Here is a 24,693-nt window from a genome sequence, read left to right as displayed (position 1 = left end):
CCGTCCCGCGCGCCCTCACCCCCGCACGCCCGCCGGTTCCCCTCCGATGTCCGAGGCGGAGGCGTTGAGCAGTCCGGCCCCGGCCGGGGTGAGGGTGTGCAGGACGGCCTGGCGGTCCCGGGCGCTGCCGACCAGACCGGCCGAGCGCAGCACCGTGGCGTGCTCGCTCGCGCTCGCGGGTGAGATGCCGGTACGGGAAGCGAGTTGACTGGTCGTCAGGCCCGGCTGGTCGGCGATCGCGCACAGCACGGTGGCCCGGGTGCGGCCGAGCAGCGCCGAGAGCGAGCGCGGCGCGGCGGTGAGGGCGCCCGCGGTCGTCGTCGTGGAGAGCGGCAGCCACGGGGTGCGGTCGGGGACGACGGGGAAGCTGATCCAGGGCTGGGAGCCGCCCGCGTCGTCGCCGAGCACGGGGTGGGTGCAGCCGAAGAGCGTGGGGATCAGCAGCAGTCCCCGCCCGTCGAGGTGTACGTCGCCCTCGTGGCCCGAGGCCATGGTCAGTTCGAGCACCGGCGGGTTCCACCGCACCCGGGGCGGGTTCAGCCCCTGGAGCAGGCGCTCCACACCGCCCTCGGTGAGGTGCCGCATCCGCATCGCCCGGTCGGCGCCCGCCAGTTGCTCGATGCGCGGCCAGTAGGGCCCCACGAGCTGCTCGTAGGTCTCCTCGAAGACATCGGCGAGCTCGCCGACGAAGGCCGGGTCGTCCACGATCCGCGCCGTCCACCCGGGCAGCCGGGTGACCCGGCCCGTCCACCGCTCCACGTGCTCGCGCACCTGGCGGGGCGGTGTCGCCCGCACCTTCTCCCACAGCTCCCGCGTGCCGCCGGGTTCCACCGGCAGCAGCAGGTCCAGCGACCAGCCCCGGACCGGGACGAGGTCCAGCGCCATCCGGTGGCGCGGGGCGAGCCGGGCCGACGACTCCCGGCGCCACGCGTCGAACCGCGCGCGGTGCGCGGGCTCCCGCAACATCCGCAGCGCGATGTCCAGTTCGAGCATCGGGCGCGGGCCCTCGGCGACCCGGGTGCGGGCCAGGTCGTCGGCGGTGAAGTGGATGCGCAGGGTCACGCGCCCGAGCATGGCCGGATGGCGTGTTTCGGACCAGCCCGAAACACGTCACCTCCGCGGCGCGGGGGATGCCAGCCTGAAGGGGCACGACGGGGGAGTGCCGGCCGGTGCACACCGTGGGGGGCGGGGGTGCGTCGGCCGGCGCCCGTCGGAGTGCCGTCCGGGCCGTGCCGCGTGTCATGGCCGGGGGCGGTCCGCCAGGCTGTCGGCGACGGTGGCCGCGAACTCCCGGGTGAGCGGGCCCAGCGCGTCCCACTGGCGTACCGCCCAGCCCGCCGCCAGCGGTGACAGCGCGGGGACGGGCACCAGGCGCAGGGCGGCACGGCCGCCACCGGTCCAGCCCGGCAGGGCGGGCACCACCGCGTGGCCGAGGCCCAGCTCGGCCAGCAGGATGGCGGTGTCCCAGTCCGCGACGCTGGTGGTCGACGTCAACCGCACTCCGTGGCGGGCCAGTTGCTCGTCGAGCCGGTGGCGGGACATGGAGTTGGCGGGCAGCTGGATGTGCCGGACGGCCGCCAGGTCGGCGGGCTCGACATGGGTGCGGCGCGCCAGCGGGTCGTCGGCGTGGACGGCGAGCACCCAGGGCAGCTCGGTCACCGGCCGCTGCTCGATGCCCCGCACCGGTGGACCGATGGTGATCCAGGCGAGGTCGGACTCGCCCGCCGCCAGCGCATCGAAGCAGCCGCGTCCGGAGTTCTCGGTGCGGAACTCCAGCTTGGCGGCGGGGTGTTCGCGCCGGAAGCGGACCACTCCCTCGGACATGAAGTGCCGCACGGTGGTGGCGCCCGTGGTGATCCGCACGGTGCCGCCGTCGCCCTGCTTCATGTCGTGCAGCCGCCGCACGGCGAGCTCCAGATGGCCGATGCCCTGGGAGGCGGCCTGGTGCAGGATGCGGCCGGCCTGGGTGGGGGACACCCCGCGCGGCTGCCGTTCGAGCAGGGGCAGCCCGAGCTCCGCCTCCAGCCGCTTGACGTGCTGGCTCACCGCCGACTGCGTACGGGAGAGATCGCGGGCCACCGCGCTGAGATTGCCCGACTCGCAGGCGGCGACGAAGACACGGAGGTCGTCGAGGGTCATGCAATCCAAGGTATTGCTTGGATCTTTGAAAGAAAACCAGAGGATTGACTGGGGTTACGGCGAAGGAAACGATGCTCCCGAGGCGGCAACCCGGTGGCGGGCGCCGAGGGGGTCCGGACTCCCTCGGCAGCGATCCGCGCCGGGTGCCGACCTCTGCCCGAGTGCCCCGGCGGGCGTCCGTGCCGTTCTGGACCCCATCGGTCCCGATCCCGCTCTGGTGTTACTCACGAGAAATATGTGACCCTCTGACACGGCGTGGACGGAGCAGGTGACGAAGGGACGGGTGGATGGCAGCCGCACAGGGGCGTCCGGAGCGGGAGAAAGCGGCCCCGGCCCCGGAGTTGGGGCGACGGCGCTTCCTGGGGTACGTGCTCGCCGCCTCGACGCTGACCGTCGCCGCCGAACTCGGCGAGGCCGTCGTGGCGCCGGCGCGGGCCGAGGCGGCCGTCCCCTCGCTCCCCGGGCCGTCCGAGATCTACGACCTCAACGACATGCTCACGGACGCCGCCCTGCCGACCTCGCACCTGATCACGATCGAGCTCGGCGCGGACGGCACGGCCTCCTTCGCCCTGCCGCGCGCCGAGGTGGGCCAGGGCGTGACCACCTCCTCCGCGATGCTCGTCGCGGAGGAGCTCGACCTGCCGCTGGAGAAGGTCCGGGTGTCGCTGGCCGACGCACGGCCCGAGCTGCTGTTCAACCAGATGACCGGCGCGTCCAACACCACCATCGCCACCTTCACCCCGATCCGGGTGGCCGCGGCGACCGCCCGCGCCCGGCTCCTGGCCGTCGCCGCCGCCGAGTTCGGCGAGCCCGCAGCCACCCTCACCACCCGGGCGGGCGTCATCACCTCCCCGAAGGGCCGCACCGCCACCTACGGCGAACTCGCGGCCAGGGCCGCCAGCCGCACCGTGCTCCGGCTCTCCGTCACCCTGAAGAACCCCGAGCGGTTCGGTGTCATCGGCACCCCGCGCAACCGTGTCGACGCGCTGGCCGCGGTGACCGGACGCAAGCAGTTCGCGATGGACGTGAGCGTGCCGGACGCGCTGCCCACCATGGTGTGCAGGGCGCCCACCATCAACGGCACCGTACGGTCGGTGGAGAACCGGGACGCGGTGCTCGCCATGCCCGGCATCACCCATGTCGTCACGGTGCCCACCGGAGTGGCCGTGCGCGGACGCACCTTCGGCCAGTGCATCGACGCGGTGCGGGCCCTGCGGGTGTCGTGGGGGCCCGGCACCGAGGACGGCGCGTCCGACGCCACCGTCCTCAAGGAGCTGCGCGCCGCCGAGCTCCCGCTGGTGATCCCGGCGCTCGACCCGCTGGTCAAGTCGGTGGACGCGCGCTTCACCTTCCACTTCGCCAGCAGCAGCGCCCTGGAGCCCAACTGCGCGGTGGCGGACGTCCGGAGCGACCGGGCCGAGATCTGGGCGTCCCTGAAGACCCCGATCACCGCCCAGGAGACCATCGCGCTGAAGCTGGGTCTGCCGGTGTCCGCGGTGACCGTGCACGTCACCGAGGGCGGCGGGTCGTTCGGGCGCAAGCTCTTCCACGACGCGGCGCTCGAAGCCGCCCTGGTCTCACGGGCGATGGGCAGACCCGTCAAGCTGATGTGGCACCGCACCGACGACTTCCGCCAGGGCCGCACCCACCCGATGTCCACCTCCCGGGTCCGGGCCACCTACTCGCTGGGCCAGGTCCTCTCGTACGAACAGCGGCACACCTCGGTGGCCACCGACTTCGGGCACGGGCTCGGCGAGATCATCACCTCCATGGCGGCCAAGCTGCCGGTGGGCGACCTGGCCTTCTCCGAGACCATCTTCGAGCTCACCCAGCAGAGCCCCTACCACTTCGGCGTCACCACCCAGCTGCTCGCCGAGGTGGACAAGGGCTTCAACACCGGCAGCATGCGCAACATCTACTCGCCCAACGTCCGCTGCGCCCAGGAGCTCGTGGTCGACCAGCTCGCGGCGCGGATGGGCAAGGACGCCTACCGCTTCCGGCGCGAGTTCCTCAAGGAGGACCGGGCCCGGGCCGTCCTGGACAAGGTGGCCCAGGCCGGCGAGTGGGGCCGGAGCATGCCCGCGGGCACGGCGCAGGGCATCGCGCTGCACCCCGAGTACCACGGCTTCGTCGCCGTCCTCGCGGAGATCGACTGCCGGCCCGCGACGACCGGGCGGCGCGTCCCCGACGCGTACACCGGGCCGCGCGTCACCCGGGTGGTGTGCGCCGTCGACGTGGGGCTCGCGGTCAACCCGCGCGGTCTGGAGGCCCAGATGATGGGCGGGATCATGGACGGCATCGCCGTCACGCTCAGCTCCGGCCTGCACCTCAAGGACGGCCACTTCCTCGAAGGCAGCTGGGACAACTACTTCTACACCCGGCAGTGGAACACCCCGCCCGAGCTGGAGATCATCGTGATGCCGCCGACCGGCGACAAGCCGGGCGGGGCGGGCGAGCTGGCGGTGGCGGGCGCGATGGCGGCGGTGGCCTGCGCCTACGGCCGCGCCACCGGCACCATGCCGACCACCTTCCCCATCAACCACGACGAGCCCCTCGGCTTCGAACCGCTGCCGACCGTGCCCCCGATCCCCGCGTCCCCCACCGACGGCTTGAGCCGCGCGTACTAGGAGCATCCGTGCCTCAGCACACCTTCATCCTCAACGGCAGGCCGGTCTCGGTGGACGTCGAGGACGACGTCCGGCTGCTCTGGGTGCTGCGTGACGTCCTCGGCGTGACCGGCCCCAAGTACGGGTGCGGCCTCGGCGTCTGCCAGGCGTGCACCAGCCACATCAACGGCAGGGCGTTCAACCCCTGCTCGGTGCCGGTCAAGGACATCGGCCCCACCGACGAGGTCACCACCATCGAGGGGCTGCCCGCCACCGTGGGCAAGGAGCTCCACCCGATGCAGGAGGCGTGGCTGGAGTACGACGTGGCCCAGTGCGGCTACTGCCAGCCCGGCCAGATCATGGCGGCCGTCGCCAAGGTCCGCCAGGCGCGGGCCGCCGGGCACGAGATCGGGGAGGCGGACTTCGACGAGATCCGCAACATCTGCCGCTGCGGCACCTATCACCGCATCCGCGAGGCGATCACGGCGGGCGCCAAGAATTTCTGACATGTCCCGTGAAGACCGCACGCTACGATGCACGCCACGAGGGCCCGAACAGGCCCGGAGTGCGCGGGGGAACACGTGAAGTTCGGGCTGCTCGGTCCGCTGTCCGTCGACGACGACGAAGGGGTGGACCGGACACCCGGATCGCCCAAGGGCCGCGCCCTGCTCACCGCCCTGCTGCTCGCCGCGGGCCGGCCCGTGTCGCCGTCCCGGCTCGAGGCGGCGCTGTGGGGCGAGCACCCGCCCGCCACCGCCCGCGCCTCCCTGCACAACCACGTCCTGCGACTGCGCCGCTCCCTCGGCGACGGAACGCGCGTCCGGGCCGTGCCCGCCGGGCTCGTCCTCGACGTCGGCGACGGCGAACTCGACACCCGGGTCTTCGCCGCCCACGTCGAGGCCGCCCGCACGGCCCGGCTCGGCGGCGACTGGGAGCGGGTCGCGCGCGAGGCGGGCGCGGCGCTCGCCCTGTGGCGCGGCGCCCCGCTGGAGGAGTTCCCGGCGCTCGCCTCGGAGGCCGACGCCCAGCTCGGCCAGTGGCAGGAGGCCCGGCTCCAGGCCCTGGAGTGGCGCTGCGACGCCGAGCTCAGCCGGGGGCGCCACGACGCGCTGCTGCCCGAACTGTCCAGTCTGACCGTGGAGTTCCCGCTCCGCGAGGCGTTCCGGGTCCAGCTCATGCGCGTACTGCACCGCAGCGGCCACCGGGCCGAGGCGCTCGCCGTCTACCACCGGCTGCGCCGCGCCCTCATCGAGGAGCTGGGCATCGAGCCCGGCCCCGAGGCGTCCGCCGCCTACCAGGAGATCCTCACCGACGAGGTCCCGCCGCCCGCCGAGGCCCCCGAGGCGGCCACCGTGCCCACCTCGCTGCCGCGCGACGTGGCCTCGTTCACCGGCCGTGAGGAAGAGGTGCGGCGCCTGATCGAGGAGGTGCGCGCGACCGCCGCCGGTGGCGCGGGCGTGGTGGGCATCCACGCCGTCGACGGCATGCCCGGCGTCGGCAAGACCGCCTTCGCCGTCCACGTCGCCCACCGCCTCGCCGCCGACTTCCCCGACGGCGTGCTGTTCCTGCCGCTGCACGCCCACACCCCCGGCACCCCGCCGGTCGACGTCGCCACCGCCCTGACCGGGCTGCTGCTCGCCCTCGGCGCCGACCCCCGGCGCATCCCCGCCGAGGTGCACGCGCGCGCCGGAATGTGGCGCGGCAGGCTGGCGGGCGGCCGGTTCCTCGTCCTGCTCGACGACGCCCACAGCAGCGAACAGGTGGAACCGCTGCTCCCCGGCACCGCCGGTTCCCTGGTGCTGATCACCAGCCGGCGCCGGCTGGTCGCGCTCGCCGACGCCGTGCCGCTCACCCTGGACGTCCTGCCCGAGGACCGCGCCGTACGGCTCCTCGTCGCCAAGGCCGGGCGCGCCGATCTGAGGGTTGGTCAGCCCGCCGTCGCCGCGCTCGCCCGGCTCTGCGGCCACCTCCCGCTCGCCCTCCAGCTCACGGCGGCCCGGCTGCGCCACCACCGGGCGTGGAGCGCCGAGGACCTGATCTCCGACCTGGACGCGGCGAGCGGCCGGCTGGCCGCGCTCAGCTCCGAGAACGTCTCCGTGCGGGCCGCCTTCGAGCTCTCCTACCGCGACCTCTCGCCGCAGCAGCGCGCGCTGTTCCGGCGGCTCGGGCGGCAGCCGGGGCTCGACGTCGACGCGTACGCGGTCGCCGCCCTGCACGGCACCGACCTGGCCACCGCCCGCCGCCTCCTGGCGGACCTGGAGGACCACCACCTGGTGGAGGAGCCGACCCGGGGCCGCTACCGGATGCACGACCTGGTCCGGGCGTACGCGCGCGCCCTGGCCGAGTCGGAGGACGGCGCCGACGCGGCGAACGCCGTGGCGCGCCAGCTGGACTACTACCTGCACGCCGCCGTGCGCGCCGGGCGGCTCTTCGCCCGCTACGGCGCGACGGGCCGCACCCCGACGGTGCCCGCCCCGCCCGCCCTGCCGCCGCTCGCCGACGAGGCGGCGGCGCTCGCGTGGCTGCGGGCCGAGCGCGACAACCTGTTCGCGGCCGTCGCCCACGCGGCCCGCCACGGCCACACCGCCCATGCCGTACAACTCCCGCCCGCCATAGGGGAGTTCCTGCGCACCCAGGGCTACTGGAGCGACGCCGTCGCGCTGTACCGGACCGCCCACGGCGCCGCGCTGCTCGCCGACGACCGGCTCGGCCAGGCCGTGGCGCTGCGCGAGACGGGGGTCATCGAAGCCATCCAGGGCGAGTACGAGTCGGCCGAGCGGCACCAGAGGGCGGCGCTCGAACTCTTCGAGGCGCTGGGGGAGCGCGGCCACGAGGCGATCGCCCGGGAGGTCCTCGCCTCGGTGATGCGCCGCACCGGCCGCTACGAGGAGGCGCGGAGCGCCCTGGCCCGGGCGCTGCGGCTGTTCGACGAGACCGGGGACGCGCGCGGCCAGGCGCAGGTGCTCAACGAGCTGGGCCACGTCCAGCAGCTCACCGGGCGCTTCCTGGAGGCGGCCGACGCCATGACCCGCGCGCTCGGCCTGCACCGCGCCCTGGCCAACCGGCTCGGCGAGGCCAACGCGCTCACCGCCCTCGGTGACGTCCGCAAGTCCATGGGCCAGTACGCCGACTCCGTGGTCCGCCACCGGGAGGCCCTGGTGCTCTACCGGGAGCTCGGCAGCGAGCTCGGCGAGGCCAACGCGCTGGGCGACCTCGCCGACGTCCTGCGGCTGACCGGCGCGTACGAGGAGGCGCGGGAGAGCGCGACCGAGGCGCTGCGCCTCTACCGCGCGCTGGGCGCCCGCCTCGGGGAGGCGAACGCCCTGACCCATCTGGCGAGGATCCGCCAGTGCGCCGGACACCTCACCGAGGCCGGGAAGGACCTCCAGGAGGCGCTCGACATCTGCCGCTCCCTCAGCAGCCGCCTCGGTGAGGCGTGCGTACTGAGGTACCTGGCCGAGGTCCAGGGCCTGACCGGGGAGACGGGGTACGCGCTGGAGAACGCCGCCGCGAGCGTGCGGCTCTGCCGGGAGATCGGCGACCAGGGCGGCGAGGCCGAGGCCCTGAACATCCTGGGCACCCTCCAGCGGGTCGGCGCGGCCCCCGCCGACGCGTTCGACGCGCATGGGCGCGCCCTGGAGCTCGCCCGCGAGGTCCGCGCCCCGTACGAGGAGGCGCGCGCCCTGGAGGGGCTCGGCGAGAGCCTGCACGCGCTGGGGCGGACCGGCGAGGCGGTGGACCGGCTGACCCGGGCGCTGGCCGTGGCCCGCGAGCTGCGCGTCCCGGACGCCGACCGCATCCAGGCGCGACTGGCCGCGGTGACCGTGCCCGGCGCGTAGCGGCAGGAGAGATTCCGCCTCGCCGGAACTGGTCTGGACCTGCCTCTTGCCTCGTGCCCCGGCACGAGACACGCTCGCGGCATGGAGCTGGAGCTGCGGCACTTGAAGACGATCCGGGCGATAGCCGACGCGGGCAGCCTCACCAAGGCGGCGACCGCCCTCGGGCTCGCCCAGCCCGCCCTGAGCGCCCAGCTCAAGCGGGTGGAGCGGGAGTTGGGCGGGCGGCTCTTCGACCGGGGGCGCGACGGGGTGCGCACCACGGCGCTGGGGGAGCTGGTGCTGGCGCGCGCCCGGATCGTGCTCCCGGCCGTCATCGAACTCCAGCGTGACGCCGTGCGGTTCGCCCGCACCCGGCAGGAGGAGCGGCGGTTCCGGCTCGGCGGCACCCACGGCCCGCTGCTCGGCGCCCTGGTGGACCGGTTCGCCGCCGCCCACCCCGAGGTGCCCGTGACCACCCTGACCTCCTGGTCGGAGTGCGAGATCGCCGCGTCGACGGGCGCCGGGCGGCTGGACTACGCGCTGATCGGCGCGTGCGGGGCCAGCCCGCCGCCCGAGGCCGACCAGCTCGTCTGGCGCGAAGTGGCCGTCGACCCCGTCTTCGTGATGCTCGCCGCCGGGCACCCGCTCGCGGGCCGCCGCGAGATCGACCTGGCCGAGCTGTACGACGAGGAGTGGACCGACGTGCCCGGCGACGGCTGCTTCGGCGACTGCTTCACGGCCGCCTGCGCCCGCGCCGGGTTCGCCCCGGCCCGGGTGTACGAGACGGACACCGCCTCCTGCGTCCACCTCGTCCAGGTCGGCCGGGCCGTCGGACTGTGCCGGGCCACCTTCCCCACCACCGACGGCATGGTCACCCGGCCGCTCGCCGGGTCCCCGCTGACCTGGCGCCACCTGCTCGGCTGGCACCCGGCCGCACCCGCCGCGGAGCTGGCCCCCTCGGTGCTGCGCATGGCGTGCGCCGTCCACGCCGAGGCCGCCGCCCGCAGCGAGAGCTACTCGGCCTGGCTCGCGGCCCGCGGGCCGGGCCGGGCATAACGCCGGGCAGAGGGTCAACTGGGAGCTCCCCCGGGGAAGTTGAGGGCTTTACGGTTTCGGGGCGTCGTCCTGCCCCCCACGGCCTCCCCGCCGAACCGCCTTCCCCCGGATCCGAGGAGCTTCCCCCATGCGCATCCGACCACCCCGACTCCTCTGCGCCCTGACCGCGGTCGCGGCGCTCGCCGGTGCGGCGGCGCTGCCCGGTACGGCCAGCGCGCGCGGCGTGCCGCCGCCGACGGCCGCCGACACCCTCGCGGTCGCGAAGACCCCGCCCGAAGTGCTGCGCGCGATGCGGCGCGACCTCGGGCTCGACGCCGTCCAGGCCCGGCGCCGCCTGGCGAACGAGGCGGCGGCCGGCGCCACGGCGGGCCGCCTCGCCCAGCGCCTCGGCGGCTCGTACGCCGGGTCCTGGGTCGAGGGCGCCGAGTCCGCGCGCCTCACCGTGGCCACCACCGACGCGGCGGCCGTCCCCGCCATCGAGGCGGCCGGGGCCCGCGCCTCGCTGGTGCGCCACACCCTGGCCGGGCTCGACGGCGCCAAGGACCGGCTGGACCGGGCGGCGCGGACGGTGCGCACGGCCGACACGCCCGTCTGGTACGTCGACGTGCGCTCCAACACCCTGGTCGTCCAGGCCGTACGGGCCGCCGCCGTCCGCCCCTTCCTCGCGTCCGCCTCGGTCGACCCGGCCCTGGTGCGCGTCGTGGTCTCCGCCGACCGGCCGCGCCCGCTCTACGACCTGCGCGGCGGCGACGCGTACTACATCGACAACAGCGCGCGGTGCTCCATCGGCTTCCCCGTCACCCGCGGCACCCAGCAGGGCTTCGCGACCGCCGGGCACTGCGGCAGGCCCGGCTCCACCACCACCGGGGCCAACCGGGCGGCCCAGGGCAGCTTCCAGGGCTCGACCTTCCCCGGCAACGACTTCGCCTGGGTCGCCGCCAACGCGAGCTGGACGGCCACCCCGTACGTGAACGGCCAGGGCGGTCAGAACGTCCAGGTCGCCGGCTCCACCCAGGCCCCCGTCGGCTCCTCGGTCTGCCGCTCCGGCTCCACCACCGGCTGGCACTGCGGCACCATCCAGCAGCACAACACCAGCGTCACCTACCCCGAGGGCACCGTCAGCGGGGTCAGCCGCACCACGGTCTGCGCCGAGCCCGGCGACTCGGGCGGCTCCTTCATCACCGGCAGCCAGGCCCAGGGCGTCACCTCCGGCGGCTCCGGGGACTGCACCAGCGGCGGGACGACCTACTACCAGCCGATCAACCCGCTGCTCCAGACGTACGGCCTCACGCTGAAGACGACCGGCGACCCCGGCCCCGGCCCGGGGGACCCGGGCGGCGGCACGTGGGCGGCCGGGACCGTGTACGCGGCGGGCGACCAGGTCACCTACGGCGGCGCGGGCTACCGCTGCCTCCAGGGCCACCAGGCCCAGCCCGGCTGGGAGCCCCCGAACGTCCCGGCCCTGTGGCAGCGCCTGTAGGACCTGCCTCCCGCACCCCCGCCCGCGCTCCGGGCGCACGGCGGGGGCGAGGACAGGCTCCAGGAGCCCGGCGCGGCCTCCGGATCACCCGGCGCCCTGTGTGCCGCAGGGCGTCGGGGCCGGGCTCCGGCCAGGGTCCGCCGACCGTCAAGTGTTGATCACGGTTTGGCAAATTTGGAACCCTTGCACCGGCTTTGTCCATCCCCGGAGGCGGAACACGACCGCTGCGCCCCGCGGGGCAGAACCAAAGCCGGAGCCATCTGATGTCGCACACGCCCACCCGGAGCGCGAACGCCCCGGGGACCTACCAGTCGCGGGGCCACCGCCGTGCTTCCAAGGCCCGCCGGTGGGTGCTGGGGCTGGTGGTCGTCGGGCTGCTGGGGGCGATCGCCTGGCCCGTGATGAGCTACTTCGAGATACCGCCCTTCACCGACAAGGGCGACCCGATCTCGTACGGCAAGATCGACAACCGGGGCGGCGGGCCGCAGCAGCAGCCGGCCGACTCCAAGACGCTGATGCCCACCGGACCGGCCGCGAACTTCAAGATCTCCAGCACGCTCGGCGACGGGACGCACGTCGGCGTAGTGAAGATCACCGGCAAGAAGTCCGGCTTCACCGGCAAGGTGTGGGTGTGGGCGCCCAAGCAGTACGACGACCCCAAGTACGAGAAGAGCGGCTTCCCCGTCCTGATCGCGCTGCCCGGCGGCCCCGGCTTCCCCAACAACTACTGGATGGACAACAGCCTCAAGCTGGAGTCGTCCATCTCCAAGTGGGCCGACGAAGGCAAGGGAAAACCGTTCCTGCTGGCCATGCCGGTGCTCAACCCCAAGCCCGACGACGGCGGCCTCTACTGGGACGGCAGCGACATCCCCGGCCAGCCCAAGATGGGCACCTGGCTCACCGAGGACGTCCCCGACCTCATGCGGCAGAACTTCCGCACGATCAAGTCGCGCGACGGCTGGGCCTTCATGGGCTCCTCCTCCGGCGGCTTCGCGGGCCTGAAGGCCGTGCTGAAGCACCCGGACAAGTTCAAGGCCGTCATCGCCTCCGGCCCGGACATCGTCCCCGACTCCCCGCTGTGGAACGGCCACCCCAAGGAGAAGGCCGAGAACAACCCCGAGGTCCTCTCCAAGCACCTGATCGCCGCCAAGGGCCCGGACGTCTACCTCGCCTTCCAGTACGGGACGAAGGAGTCGTCCGTCATCCCCAAGGTCGACAAATACATCGCCACCTACGGGAACAAGGGCCCCATCCACACCCACCTGGAGGTCATCCAGGGCGGCCGGCACAACGCGGTGACCTATGTGAAGGGCATGGACGACAGCAGCATGGAGTGGATCAGCCGGCAGATCGAGGGCCCCACCCCGTCGTCCTGACCCGCCGCCGCTCCCCGGCACCTCTGTTCCGCTGAGCGGAACAGAGGTGGCACGGCGGTGATCCGCCGGGGCAGGGTGGTGATCGTCGCGGGCGGCGGCGGCCGTCCACCGCTCCCCGTCCAGGCAGGGGGACCGCCATGACCGTTCCGTCCACGCCACTGCTGCTCACCGCCTCGCTGCCGGTCGGGGGCGGGCTGCGCGCGGTGACCCGCGTACGGCTGGAGCTGGTGCCGGGCGCGACCGCACAGGGGCCGCTGATCACCGAGGTCACGCTGGCGCCGCTCGGCGAGATCGCGGTCGCCCACCGGGAACGGGCCGGGTCGGGCGCCGAGCCGGGGGAGCGGGAGTTCGTCCGCCTCCTGCGGGAGGAGTGGGGCGCCCCGGCCGACCCGGCCGGCGGCCCGGTCGCCGGTCCCGACGGGGCGGACATCGAAGCCTGGTGCGCGGCCCGCAGCCTGCAGCGCGTACGGTCCGCCATCCGCCGGGCCGCCGCCCGCGCCGACCTGGAACACCGGGTCACCCTCACCACCGCCCCGCCGCCGGGCGGGCCGCACACCCTGCGCACCCTGACCAACCCCAGCGCCACCCGGCCGGTCCGCATCGCCTACTACGGCCGGGTGCGCTCCTGGCAGCTGCGGCTCTACCGGTGCGGCCTCCACCTCGTCCACGAGGACCCGCCGGACCACCGCGCTCCCGCTCGCGGCGGCGTGCGGTTCGCCGGGCGGCCGGACCGGTGGACCGCCCGCCGGGACCGCGAGGAGCTCCTCGCCCAGTGGTACGAGGAGCTGCCCGAGCGGGGCACCGACATCAGGGTCGGGCCGCACCTCGGCCCGCCGCCGGGCGGAACCGGCCCGCCGGTCAGGGCCTGCGCAGACCCGCGCTGACCGTGAGCCCCGCCTGGGTGACCGACCGGACCAGGCCCTTCAGGTCGTACGCCGGGTCGACCATCGCGCACAGCGCCCCCACCACACGGCCCCGCCCGAGCGTCACGGGCACCGCCACACAGCACACGCCCGGCACCAGCCCCTCCCGGTCCACCGCCACCCCGTGGTCGCGGATCGCCGACGCCTCCCGCCGCCAGGCGTCGGTGACCGGGTTCAGCGGCAGATCGGGGCGCGTGGCCACCAGCAGCTTCCCGGCGGCGGTCGTCCACGGCCAGCTCGCCCCCGCGTGCAGCGAGCCCAGCTCGTCCACCATGCCGGGGACGGTGAGGGCCGCCAGCGTACGGCCCTCGCGCAGCACGCAGAAGCAGATGCCCGCGCCGGTCGTCCCCGCGAGGCGCCGCATCGGGCCGTCCGCCGCGGCCCGCAGCCCCGGGTGCGGCCGGCTCCCCCGCCCCAGCCGCAGCATTCGGGGCCCGATGCGGTAGCGGCGGCCGTGGTGCTCGACCGCGCCCAGTTCGGTCAGCTGCTCAAGGAGCCGGTGGGCCGTCGTCTTGGGCAGCCCGGTCGCCGCCGCCAGCGCCGTCAGCCCCGCCTCCTGTTCGTCCTCCAGGGTCTCCAGCAGGGCGAAGGCGCCCTCCAGCACCCCGCGCCCGCGTTCCGGCCGCTCCTCGGACGCCTCTCCGGCCGACCTGTTCACCCGCAGCCCCCTTCCTCCCGGGACACACATTCCAGCGGGTCGCGATAAGCGGGCCATGAATGCGCGCTCAACACCGGCCGCGCGCCGCACCGCCCTGGGAGTGACGACGGGAGCACGACGAGGGGTTCCGGCCCGAAGCGCGGCCCCCGCCGGGCGCGTTCGGCCGAAGCGCCCCCACTCCCGCGCCGGAGGATGGCATGATCCGGTCATCATGAGGGCCTCGGGTGCGGTGCGGGTGCTGCGCGCGGCGGTGTTCGCCGCCGTGTGCGTCGCACTCGCCGCCGTCGGCCACGTCCTGGCGACCGGCGCCGCGCCGCCGCTGTGGGCGTACGGCGGCGGACTCGCGGGCGTCTTCGGCGCGGCGCTCCTGACCCGCCCGCGCGAGCGGAGGCTGCCGGGGATCCTCGGCGCCACGCTCACCGTCCAGGCCGCCCTGCACGGCGTGTTCGCGGTGGCGTGCGCGCGGGGCAGCGCTCAGGGCGGGCGTCAGCGGGCCATTGCCGCCGGCGGGCGGAGCGCGTCCCCCGGACACTCTTCCGCGGCCCACTCGGCGCATGCGGCGCACTCGGTCCATGCGACCCCCTCGGCGCATGCGGCCCACCTGGCCGATGTGGGCCCGCACCACAGCCTCACCGCCCACATGGGTCTGCACCACACCGCTCTGACCCATCCCGTGGTCCCGCACGCCACCCTCACGCACTTCATCGCCGCGCTCGCCGCCTCCTGGTGGATGTGGCGCGGCGAGGCCGCGCTGTGGGGGCTGCTGCGGCGGGCGGTCGCGCTCGTCCCCGGCCTGGCGGCCTGGTGGTCGGGGGCGCCGCCGACCGAGAGCGCCGGTCCCGTACCGCTCGTCCGCGCCGCCGCCGTGCGGCCCTCACGGCAGGCGTTGCTGCGCCACGCCGTCTCCCGGCGCGGCCCGCCCCACCGGAACCCGTATCCGACCTGTCGTCAACCCATCCCGATCAACGGTACGGAGTTCCCACCATGTTCCAGCACCCCCGTACGCTCCGGCGCGCCCTGCGCCGGTCCGCCGTCGTCACCGCCGCCACGGCCGCCGCGCTGCTCGGCGCCGGGGCCACGGCGTCCGCGCACGTCACCGTCCACGCCGAGAACGCGGCGAAGGGCGCCACGGACGGCGTCCTGACCTTCCGCGTCCCCAACGAGGAGAGCGGGGCGAGCACCACCAAGGTCGAGGTGGTCGTGCCCGTCGACCACCCGGTGCTCTCCCTGCTGGTCACGCCCGAGGCGGGCTGGACCGCGCAGGTGACGACCACCAAGCTGAAGACCCCGGTCAAGACCGACGACGGCACGATCAGCGAGGCCGTCTCGCAGATCACCTGGACCGGCGGCGCGATCAAGCCCGGCCAGTACCAGGACTTCCACGTCGCCTACGGCCAGCTCCCGGACGACGCCGACGAGTTGACCTTCAAGACGCTCCAGACGTACTCGGACGGCAAGGTCGCCCGCTGGATCGACGAGAGCAAGCCGGGCCAGGACGAACCGGCCAACCCGGCGCCCGTACTGCACCTGGGCGCGGCCACGTCCGAGCAGTCGCCGCAGGCGTCGGGCAAGCCGGGAGCCCCGGCACCGGCCGTCTCCACGGCCCCGTCCGCCGCCGGGTCCAAGGCGTCCGACAGCGACTCGACGGCCCGGGGGCTCGGCATCGCCGGGCTCGTCGTCGGCGTCCTCGGGCTCGCCGCCGCCGCGGTCGCGATCCGCAACAGCCGCTCCGCGCGCGGCTGATCGAGGCTCGGTCTCCGCTCCGGCCTGCCGCGCGGGGTGGAGCGGAGCGGCCCGGTACCGCCCTGGGTGGAGGACGCATCTCCATCCACCGTCCGACGACCCGGGGCGGGTGCTCTTCCTAGGTTGGCGTTCCGGCGGCGCATCCACGCGCCGCCGGAACCCCGCGACCCGCCTCCGGGCACGCGGCCACCCGTCAGGGGGAGAACCCATGAAGCAGCAGCCACGCATCCTCGCCGTCGCCCTCGTCGCCGCCGGCCTCCTGGGCGGCGCGGGCGCGCTCGCCCCGGCCGAGGCGGCGCCCGGTGCGGCCCCACGGGCGGCCGGATGCGCGCAGACCAGGCCGTTCCTCTCGCAGGGCGACCGGGGCACCTGCGTCCGGTACCTCCAGCAGAAGCTCACCGATCAGGGCATCAGCACCCACGTCGACGGCATCTTCGGCAGCGGCACGACCAAGTCCGTGAAGACCTTCCAGTACGCGTGCGGCTACCGGGGACACGAGGTGGACGGACTCGTGGGGCCGCGCACCTGGGCCGGACTGCTCGACCACGCCTGCGTCTGAGGCGTGCGTCTGAGGCGTGGGCGGGTGGGCGGGCGGCCCGGGGCGCGGCGCGCGGTGTGTGCCCGCTGGGGCGGGGGGCCGTGCCACTTGAGGTGTGCCGCACGGCAACTCCCGTTCGCTCGACCGCCGTCGACCCGTGGGTGGACGGCTGATCCGCCCCAGGGTGTACATCCTTGGAGCCACATCTGGACCCGGACTTCTACCCGTGGGCCGATGTGCCCCGGCCGCCTCGCCGGGCAGGCTGGTCGCATGTCTGGATCATGGATGTGGAGATACCTGAACGGCCCGTCGAGGAGTCCGGCGGCACTGCCAACACGCCCCGGTCCGGGCGGTGGTGGGGCCGCGCGGCTCGGGCGCGTCGCGCTGTGTCTGACGGCGGTGGTGGCGGCGCTGTCACCGGGGGCCACCGCTGTCGCCGCCCCCTCTTCCGCCTCTGTTCCCGCTGCCGCCTCCGCCCCGGACGGCAGGACCGTGAGCGGGCACGGGTACACGGCGCGGATCCGCCGCACCGAATACGGAATCCCGCACATCCTGGCACCCGACCACGCGAGCCTGGGATACGGGTACGGATACGTGTTCGCCCAGGACAACCTCTGCCAACTGGCCGACGAGATCGTCACGTTGCGCGGAGAGCGCTCCGCCTACTGGGGCGCCGCGGCGACCACCGCCGACGGCACCCCCAACCTCGCCAGTGACACCTACCAGCAGGGACTGCGCCGGGCCGGTACGGTCCAGCGGCTGCTGCACCGCCCCGCACCGCTCGGCCCCACACCCGAACTGCGCCGGATGGTCGAGGGGTACGCGGCCGGATACAACCGCTATCTGCACGACACGGGCGTGGACCGGCTGCCGGACCCGACCTGCCAGGGCAAGCCCTGGGTCGGCCCGATCAGCGCGCTCGACATCTGGAACGTCGTCTACGACGTCAACGGCGTGGCGGCCACGGGAGGGATGAAGGAGGCCATCGCCACCGCGCGACCGCCGGGCGCGGGACCGGCGTCGGTCAAGGGCCTCCCGAAGGCCGGGCCGCGAGCGGTCGTCGCGCCGGGCGCGAGTCCGGGAGCCGGTTCCGCGGACCAGGTCTCCAGCCGCCGGAGCGACCTGGGCAGCAACGGCTGGGCGCTGGGCCGCGAGGCCACCGCCGACCGGACCGGGATGCTGCTGGCCAACCCCCACCTCCCATGGATCGGCAACAGCCGCCTCTACCAGGTGCAGTTGACGATCCCGGGCGTGCTGGACGTCGCGGGCGCCGGAATCTACGGCACACCCGTCGTCGAGATCGGCCACACCGCCAAGCTGGCCTGGACGCACACGACGAGCTACGCCGACCACGCCTCCCTCTACCGGCTCCGGCTGGCCCCCGGGGACCCCACCAGCTATGTGGTCGACGGCAAGACCGTGCCCATGACCCGCCGGACGGTACCGGTCACGGTCCGGGGCGCCGACGGCAGACCGTCCACCACCGTGCGCACGCTCTACTCCACCCGCTACGGCCCGGTCCTGGCCGACGGCTGGACGGCCACCGAGGCGTACGCGCTGCGTGACGCCAGTGCCGACAACCTCCGCTCGATGAACGAGTGGCTGGCGATGGGCACTTCACAGTCCCTGGCCGAGCTGCAGCGGGCCCACCGCACCTACCAGGGCATCCCCTGGACGTACACGATCGCCACCGACACCGGCGGATCCGCGTACTTCATCGACTCCTCTCTCGTCCCGCACGTCACGGACGCCCAGCTCGAACGGTGTTCCCTGCCCGGAGACGGGGATCTGCCCGCGGTGCTGGACGGCTCGACGGCCGGCTGCGACTGGGGCAGCGACAAGGACGCGGTCGTGCCCGGTGTCTTCGGCCCCGGGCAACAGCCCGAGCTGACCCGCGCCGACTACGTGGCCAACTCCAACAACAACCCCTACCTCACCAACGCGGGCGCGCCCCTCACCGGATATCCGAAGATGTTCCGGACCAGCGCCCAGATCGGCTCCCGGGCCCAGCTGGGGCTGGGGATGATCGCGGAGCGGCGCGACGGCACCGACGGACTCGGCGCACCGGGCTTCACCCTGCCCACGCTCCAGGCGGCCATGCTCGGCAACCGCAACCACACCGCCGAGCTCGGCCGCGACGACGCGGTGGCGATGTGCCGGGCCCACCCCGTCCTCACCGCGACCGACGGGACGGAGGTCGACGTACGGGCCGCCTGCGACGCGCTGGCCGCGTGGAACACCCGGGACGACGCCGACAGCAAGGGGGCCGCGCTGTGGCAGGCGTTCCGCGTCGGGGTCACCCTGGGCGGCCCGCACCAGTGGTGGCGGGTCGCCTACGACCCGGCCCAGCCGCTCACCACCCCGCGCGGGCTGAACGGGGACGATCCGCAGGTGCGGCGGGCGCTCGCGGACGCGGTGCAGAGGTTCCACCGCGACGGGATCGCGCTGGACGCCCCCATCGGCAGGGTCCAGCGATGGGCGGGGATACCCCTGCCCGGCTGCTGGGGCGCGGAGGGCTGCTTCAACGTCGTCGCCGCCACGCCGACGTCGGGCGGCTCCGGCGGCACCGCCCCCGCCTCGCCCCGGGACTACGCGGCGGGCTCCAGCTTCGTCATGGCCGTCGAGCTCACCGCCACCGGACCGCGCACCCGCACCCTGCTCACGTACGGCGAGTCCGTCAATCCCCGCTCGCCCCACTACACCGACCAGACACGGCTGTTCGCGGCCGGCAAGTGGGTCACCGAGCGGTTCACCGAGGCCGAGATAGCCGCGGACCCGCAGCTGCGGGTGACCACCTTGCGCCATCCCCAGAGTTAGGGATGGCGCCCCGGCTCCGGCGCCTCCTAGGTTGAGCCCGGAAGACGCGTCCCCCGCCACCACGGGCGGGGGACGCCCGGGCACGCAATCCGTACCGCGAACCCTGGGGGCATCCGATGGAGCATGCACAGGACCTGGCCGACGGCCCACAGGCCGTCATCTGGGACATCACGTACGCCTGCCCGCTGCGCTGCACCCACTGCTACTCGGAGTCCGGCAGGCGGCCGTCACGGCAGGTGAGCCATGAGGAGATGCTGCGCATCGCCGATGCCATCGTCGCCCTGAAGCCGGGCCAGGTGACGCTCGCGGGCGGTGAACCGCTGCTGGTGAAGGGCGTGTTCGAGGTCGCGGAGCGGCTGTCGGCGGCGGGCATCGCCGTCCTCGTGTACACCGGCGGGTGGAACCTCCGGCGGTGGATGGTCGACGAGCTGGCGCGGGTGTGCCGCCGCGTCGTGGTGAGCGTCGACGGCCCCACGCCCGAGGTGCACGACCGGATCCGCGGCAGGGCGGGTTCGTTCGAGCGGGCGATGGGCGCGCTGCGGATGCTCGACGACGGGGCCCGCGTGCGGGTGGAGCGCGGGGAGCAGCCGCTGCGCTTCGGCATCGACTGCGTGGTCGTACGGAGCAACGCCGGGCGGCTGGAGGAGTTCTGCACCGAGGTGGCACCCCGGTTCCCGCACCTGCGTGCCCTGGAGTTCGGCGCGGCCGTGCCGTCCGGGCTCGGCAGCCGGGCCGGCTTCGCCGAGCACGAGCTGCTCTCGGACGAGCAGGTGGCGTGGCTCGGCAGCGAGGAGCAGCGCGAGCGGCTCCAGGCGCTGGCCCCGCCGTCCGTGCGCATCGCCACCATGAGCAATCTGGAGCTCCAGCAGAACCCGGAGCGGATCGCGCGCGGGCAGGGCCTCCAGGCCGTGCAGATCGAGCCCGACGGCGAGGTCCGGGCCATGCTGATCTACGAGGGGACGGTGGGCAGTCTGCTGCACGTGCCGCCGCAGGAGCTGTGGCGGCGCGTCGTGGAGCGGTGGGCCGACCCGTTCGTGGCCGAGGCGCTGTCCGGGGCGGACACGATGCGGGGCTGGGCGGAGGCGGTGCGCCGCATCGACTACCACTTCGGTACGCCCGCGGTCCGCGCCCGCATCGACCGCCGCCCCGTGTTCTCGGCCCCGGAGCCGGCCCCGCGGCCCTGACCGCCGGAGGGGTCGGGAGCGGGGCCGATCCCGCGGCCCCGGCCGCCGATCGTCAGGTCCCGTGGCCGGGGCCGGGATCTCAGTCCCGGGCGTCACCCCGGGCGCCGGCGCCGGGGGCGGGCCGGGACTCGCGCTCCACCGGGATCCACAGCGCCGACTCCGCCCACGACCCGTCCTCGGTCGGCCGGGTGCGGAGGATCTCCGGCCCCGGGCGGCTCCGGTAGGGGTTGGACGGGAACCACTCGGTGAACACGTCCCGCCACAGGTTCTGGAGGGACCGCGGGAACGGTCCCGCGTTCTCGAACACGGCCCACGTCCCGGCGGCCACGGCCAGCTCGTCCATGTCCTCGGGGGTGGGCCGGGCGGTCACCACACCGTGGTAGTAGTCGAGTTCGGTGCCCTCGGCGCGGCTGGCGTCCAGGTCCGCGCTGACCGAGACGATGCCCTCCGGCTCCTGGTCGGACAGTGCGTGGATCCGGTGCGCGGTCTCCCGGTCGATGCCCCGGATGAACTCGGCGATCGCCGGATTCACCCCCGTGTGGACGAGCGGCACCCGGGCCTTGCGTCCCACGACGCGGAACGCGCCCTTCTCCACCACTCGGTATCGCATGCTGCTGCTCCCTTCGACGATGAGGCGGAAGGACATCCGGGGCTGGGACCGCAGCGCCGCACCGGTCCGCCGGGCCTCACCCGGTCCGACCCCGTGCACCGCGCGGAAGGCGCGGGCGAACGCCTCGCCCGAGCCGTAGCCGTACCGCACGGCCACTTCGAGCAGCGTCCGTTCGTCGGCGAGCACCTCGGCCCCCGCGACGGTGAGCCTGCGCCGCCGGACGTACTCCGACAGCGGCATCCCGGCGAGCGCGGAGAACATCCGGCGCAGGTGGTACTCCGACGTCATGGCGATCCGCGCCAGCTCGGCCACGTCCACCTGCCCGTCGAGACGGGCCTCGATGTGGTCCATGGCCTGGTTGAGCCGATCCAGCACCCCGGCCTCCTTCCTTCTGCTCACTCACGTTAGGAAGCCCCCACCCTGCCGCACCCGACATCCTGTGCCCGAACCGGTCGGGTGCGGCCCGTGCAGCGCCGGTGTCCGTGCGGGAGGTCCCGATTTCCACGCGCCGATGCGTCCGGGAATTGTTCCGGCGCCCCCGAAGCGGAATTGCGCAGATGCCGGGCGGCACCTTAATGCCCCCCTGTCGAGAACCGCTCAATATGTGGCACGTGCTTCTGTGGAGATGGTTTCCAGACAGGCGGGAAGGGTGGCTTCGAGGGCGTCAAATCCCTTGCCATCATGGGGTTTCCGTAATGGCATATGCCGTACCCGTCGATTTTTCGCCAGACGGTACGGGAATCGTTGATGCCCCGGAGATACGGGTCTATGTTTTGCGAGCGGCGGAACTCCAGGAAATGGAATCCGCACCGCGAGGAATCCGAAAAAGGGAAGGAGGTGAGAGAAATGAAGCTCGCCATCGAGATCGTCGTCGACGCCCGCACGCTGACGCACCACCCGGGGCAGTGACCCCAGCCCCCTGGTGAGGCGACCGCCTTCTCGCGAGGCGACGGCCTCCGGTGGGGCCGCACGGAAGACTCCGGCTGCGATGCGGGCAATGCATCGCAGCCGGATGCCGTTCGGCGGGGGCGCGCCCCCGCTGCCATCACGGTATCGCCCGCGGCCCGTACGGAGGGTGCCGCATCCGCGCCCGAGCCGGCGCGGCCCACTACGTCTTGGGGGCACGATGAAGGTCCGTCGGGGTGAGCAGTTGGTGTGCCGCTGGCTCGCGGAGGGCCTGGAGGTGGGGATCCCGGGGCAGCGGCGGTGGATCCGGCTCTCCCACGACCTCTACCGGGTGCTGGACCGGGCCGGCGCCGGAATCGAACTCGACGACCTGGCCGCCGCGTTCGGCGCCGAGAACGAGCCGGACGTGCGGGAGGCGGTCGGCTCGCTCGTCCGGCTCGGGGTGCTCGTCGAGGTGGACCGCGCCCCGCGCACCCCACCCCTGTGGGAGCGGTGGGGAGAGGTGGCGCGGCGGATGCACATCGAGGCGCGGGACGCCGACTACCTGGTGGACTCACCGCGCCGGGCCGCCGAGGTCGACGCCATCGTCGCCGAGGGCGGTGCTCCCGGCGCGTTCAAGGAGTACCCCGACCAGCCCTCGGTGCCGCTGCCCCGCAGGGCCCTGCCGCTGACCGCTCCCGTCGACGAGGTGTTCGCCCTGCGGCGTACCCACCGGGAGTTCAGCGACGTGCCGGTGACGCTCGATCAGCTCGCCACGCTGCTGTTCCACAGCTTCGCGCCGCACCGCTTCCTCGACGGGGAAGCCTTCGGGACGCTGCAGTGCCGGGTCAGCGCGTCGGCGGGGGCCCGGCACGAGGTCGAGGCGTATGTCGTCGTCCACAACGTCGTGGGCGTGGCGCCCGGCCTCTACCACTACTCGGTGGCCCGGCACGCCCTGGAGCTGCTGGACGCCGACGTGACGCGCGACCGGGTCGCCGCACTGACGTACCATCAGGACGCCTCGTACGGGGGTGCCTTCACCGTGCTGACCACCGCCGTCGCCAACCGGCTGGCCTGGAAGTACCGGCACCCGCGCGCCTATCGGCTGTGGATGTACGACGCCGGGCACTACGGGCAGACCTTCGCCCTGGCCGCGACGGCGCTGGGCCTCGGCCCCTTCCAGACGGTGGCTTTCGTCGACAGCGAGGTGGAACGGCTCCTCGGGGTCGACCCCGACGAGGAGTTCGCGGTGTATCTGCTGGGCGCCGGTGTTCCGGCGGGCCCCGACCCGCTCCTCCCCGCCGACTTCGCCTACCCGCGCCTGGCACGGGGCTGATCGCGCCGGCGCCCGGGGCTGACCGCGTCCCGCCCGGGTTGGACCGCGCCTGGCCCCGGCGGATAGCCGCGCCCAACCGGCCCGTGCGGCGCCGGGTGTCCACCAGCACCGCGCGTCCTGTACTTGCACACGGCCGCGGAGCACGATGTCCCACCGCCGACAGAAAGCGACCCCACACCTCATGAAGGAAGACACCGGCCTGCCGCAGAGCCGTCTGGACGAGGGCGGCGCCGACGGCGCGGCCACGGGCGGGAAGCTGCGGGACCACCCGCAGTTCGTGCGGCTGTGGCTGGGCCAGGCGGGCGGGGCCGTCGGTGACCAGGTGCTCCCGGTGGCGCTCAGCCTCTACGTCCTGCACCGGGGCGGTGGCGCCGGTGAGGTCGGGCTCGTCCTGTCGGGGCGGGCCGTCTCCCTGGTGGTGTGTCTGCTGGCCGGGGGAGTCATCGCCGACCGCATGCGCCGCACCCGCATCCTGATCGCCGCCGACGGCTTCCGCTCGGCGCTGCTGCTGGCCACCACCCTGCTGCTGCCGGTCCTTCCGATGGGCCTGCTGCCGCTGGTGACGGCGCTGGTGGGCGCCGGTGAGGCACTGTCGCGCCCGGCGTCCCGTTCCCTCATGCCCCGGCTGCTGCCCGACGCCCTGCTGGAACGCGGCAACGCGCTGGTGTCCGCCGCACAGCGGACCTCCGCCGTACTGGGCGCGCTGGTGGGGGTGGCGGCGGTCAGCCTGATCGGGGTGCGTCCCGCACTGCTGGTGACCAGCGTCATGTTCGCGCTGGCCGTCCTCGCCGTGCTGCGGATCCCGGACGCCCGGCCCGTGGCGGGCCCCCGCGCCCGGGTGCTGGGCGACGCCGCCGCTGGGCTGCGCGCGATCCGCCGGCGCCCCTGGGTGATGGCGGTGATGGGGACGGTGTGCCTGCACCTGTTCGCAGGTTCGGCCACCGCGCTCACCCTGCTGCCGGTGGTGGCCCGCCGCGAGTTCGGCGGCGATGTCGCCTACGGCGTCGTCCTGGCCGCGATGGGGTTCGGCGCGCTGCCCGCGATCGCGCTCGCCGGGCGCTGGCGTCCGCGTGCGCGCGGCACCGTGAGCATGGTCGCGCTCACCGGGTACGCCCTGGTGCCGTTGAGCCTCGCCGGACCGCTGCCGCTGCCCGCCGTGCTGGTCTGCTTCGCGCTGGGCGGGTTCGTCGTCGAGCTGTACTTCATCTACTGGGTGTCGGCCCTGCAACGGGCCTTCCCCGACGAGCTGTTGGGCAAGGTGTTCGCGCTCGACCAACTGGGAGCCTTCGCGCTGCTGCCGGTCGGCTATGTGCTGGTCGGGCCGATGGTGAGCCTCGTCGGCGCGCGCGCCACGCTGACCGGCGGCGGGGTCGTGGTGGCGGCGTCGAGCCTGCTGTGCCTCGCGGTGCCCGGCGTGGCCCGGCTGGCGGACGCGCCCGGGCGCGGGTGAGCCCCGTACAACGGACCCGCGACGTGACGCACGGCCCATCGGGGCGAGTGCCGCACGGACGGCCGACCCGCGAC

Annotated in this window: 17 protein-coding genes; 13 read left to right on the top strand and 4 right to left on the bottom strand. The window is 74.3% G+C overall.

What is annotated here, in order from left to right; genetic code table 11:
- Nucleotides 1-15 precede the first annotated feature (15 nt).
- Both AB5J87_RS04120 and AB5J87_RS04115 read right to left on the bottom strand, forming a co-directional pair.
- Nucleotides 16-1,062: a MarR family transcriptional regulator gene (locus AB5J87_RS04120; protein WP_369374020.1), complete on the bottom strand. Its 1,047-nt coding sequence runs from the start codon at nucleotides 1,060-1,062 to the stop codon at nucleotides 16-18.
- 177 nt (nucleotides 1,063-1,239) lie between these two features.
- Nucleotides 1,240-2,139: a LysR family transcriptional regulator gene (locus tag AB5J87_RS04115; RefSeq protein ID WP_369374018.1), complete on the bottom strand. Its 900-nt coding sequence runs from the start codon at nucleotides 2,137-2,139 to the stop codon at nucleotides 1,240-1,242.
- A gap of 287 nt (nucleotides 2,140-2,426) precedes the next feature.
- Between AB5J87_RS04115 and AB5J87_RS04110 the strand changes: the two genes are divergently transcribed.
- The 7 genes from AB5J87_RS04110 (at nucleotide 2,427) to AB5J87_RS04080 (ending at nucleotide 13,359) form a co-directional block, all read left to right on the top strand.
- On the top strand, nucleotides 2,427-4,766 hold the full coding sequence (locus tag AB5J87_RS04110) for a molybdopterin cofactor-binding domain-containing protein (protein ID WP_369374016.1): 2,340 nt from the start codon (nucleotides 2,427-2,429) through the stop codon (nucleotides 4,764-4,766).
- Nucleotides 4,767-4,774: 8 nt separating this feature from the next.
- Entirely contained in the window at nucleotides 4,775-5,251 is a 477-nt protein-coding gene (locus AB5J87_RS04105) for a (2Fe-2S)-binding protein (RefSeq protein WP_369374014.1), read from the top strand.
- A 75-nt stretch (nucleotides 5,252-5,326) separates the two neighbouring features.
- A complete protein-coding gene (locus tag AB5J87_RS04100) occupies nucleotides 5,327-8,584 on the top strand; it encodes a BTAD domain-containing putative transcriptional regulator (protein ID WP_369374012.1) in 3,258 nt (1,085 codons plus the stop codon).
- Between the two features lie 81 nt (nucleotides 8,585-8,665).
- Nucleotides 8,666-9,619 carry a LysR substrate-binding domain-containing protein gene (locus AB5J87_RS04095; RefSeq protein WP_369374010.1) on the top strand — a complete coding sequence of 318 codons (954 nt, stop codon included), beginning with the start codon at nucleotides 8,666-8,668 and terminating at the stop codon, nucleotides 9,617-9,619.
- 127 nt (nucleotides 9,620-9,746) lie between these two features.
- A complete protein-coding gene (locus tag AB5J87_RS04090) occupies nucleotides 9,747-11,099 on the top strand; it encodes a carbohydrate-binding protein (protein ID WP_369374008.1) in 1,353 nt (450 codons plus the stop codon).
- Between the two features lie 263 nt (nucleotides 11,100-11,362).
- Nucleotides 11,363-12,475, top strand: a complete 1,113-nt coding sequence (locus AB5J87_RS04085; protein ID WP_369374006.1) for an alpha/beta hydrolase — start codon at nucleotides 11,363-11,365, stop codon at nucleotides 12,473-12,475.
- 137 nt (nucleotides 12,476-12,612) lie between these two features.
- Nucleotides 12,613-13,359: a hypothetical protein gene (locus AB5J87_RS04080; protein ID WP_369374004.1), complete on the top strand. Its 747-nt coding sequence runs from the start codon at nucleotides 12,613-12,615 to the stop codon at nucleotides 13,357-13,359.
- On the opposite strand, the gene AB5J87_RS04075 is transcribed toward AB5J87_RS04080, so the two are convergent.
- Nucleotides 13,334-14,056: an IclR family transcriptional regulator gene (locus AB5J87_RS04075; RefSeq protein WP_369374002.1), complete on the bottom strand. Its 723-nt coding sequence runs from the start codon at nucleotides 14,054-14,056 to the stop codon at nucleotides 13,334-13,336. The genes AB5J87_RS04080 and AB5J87_RS04075 overlap by 26 nt on opposite strands.
- A gap of 984 nt (nucleotides 14,057-15,040) precedes the next feature.
- Between AB5J87_RS04075 and AB5J87_RS04070 the strand changes: the two genes are divergently transcribed.
- The 4 genes from AB5J87_RS04070 (at nucleotide 15,041) to AB5J87_RS04055 (ending at nucleotide 20,338) form a co-directional block, all read left to right on the top strand.
- Nucleotides 15,041-15,799: a YcnI family protein gene (locus AB5J87_RS04070; protein ID WP_369374000.1), complete on the top strand. Its 759-nt coding sequence runs from the start codon at nucleotides 15,041-15,043 to the stop codon at nucleotides 15,797-15,799.
- A gap of 208 nt (nucleotides 15,800-16,007) precedes the next feature.
- Nucleotides 16,008-16,358 carry a peptidoglycan-binding protein gene (locus AB5J87_RS04065; protein ID WP_369373998.1) on the top strand — a complete coding sequence of 117 codons (351 nt, stop codon included), beginning with the start codon at nucleotides 16,008-16,010 and terminating at the stop codon, nucleotides 16,356-16,358.
- Nucleotides 16,359-16,829: 471 nt separating this feature from the next.
- Nucleotides 16,830-19,154 (top strand): penicillin acylase family protein, encoded by a 2,325-nt coding sequence (locus AB5J87_RS04060; RefSeq protein WP_369373996.1) that lies wholly within the window; start codon nucleotides 16,830-16,832, stop codon nucleotides 19,152-19,154.
- Between the two features lie 116 nt (nucleotides 19,155-19,270).
- On the top strand, nucleotides 19,271-20,338 hold the full coding sequence (locus AB5J87_RS04055; protein WP_369373994.1) for a radical SAM protein: 1,068 nt from the start codon (nucleotides 19,271-19,273) through the stop codon (nucleotides 20,336-20,338).
- 79 nt (nucleotides 20,339-20,417) lie between these two features.
- Here the strand turns inward: AB5J87_RS04055 and AB5J87_RS04050 are convergent, their stop codons facing one another.
- A complete protein-coding gene (locus tag AB5J87_RS04050; RefSeq protein WP_369373992.1) occupies nucleotides 20,418-21,323 on the bottom strand; it encodes a GyrI-like domain-containing protein in 906 nt (301 codons plus the stop codon).
- Nucleotides 21,324-22,074: 751 nt separating this feature from the next.
- Here AB5J87_RS04050 and AB5J87_RS04045 point away from each other — a divergent pair.
- A complete protein-coding gene (locus tag AB5J87_RS04045; protein ID WP_369373990.1) occupies nucleotides 22,075-23,169 on the top strand; it encodes a SagB/ThcOx family dehydrogenase in 1,095 nt (364 codons plus the stop codon).
- 181 nt (nucleotides 23,170-23,350) lie between these two features.
- Nucleotides 23,351-24,619 (top strand): MFS transporter, encoded by a 1,269-nt coding sequence (locus tag AB5J87_RS04040; RefSeq protein ID WP_369373988.1) that lies wholly within the window; start codon nucleotides 23,351-23,353, stop codon nucleotides 24,617-24,619.
- Nucleotides 24,620-24,693 lie beyond the last annotated feature (74 nt).

The sequence above is a fragment of the Streptomyces sp. cg36 genome (assembly GCF_041080675.1).
Taxonomy (GTDB): Bacteria; Actinomycetota; Actinomycetes; order Streptomycetales; family Streptomycetaceae; genus Streptomyces.
The sequence above is the reverse complement of the archived record's forward strand: the minus strand, read 5'-3'. Positions and strand labels throughout refer to the sequence as shown.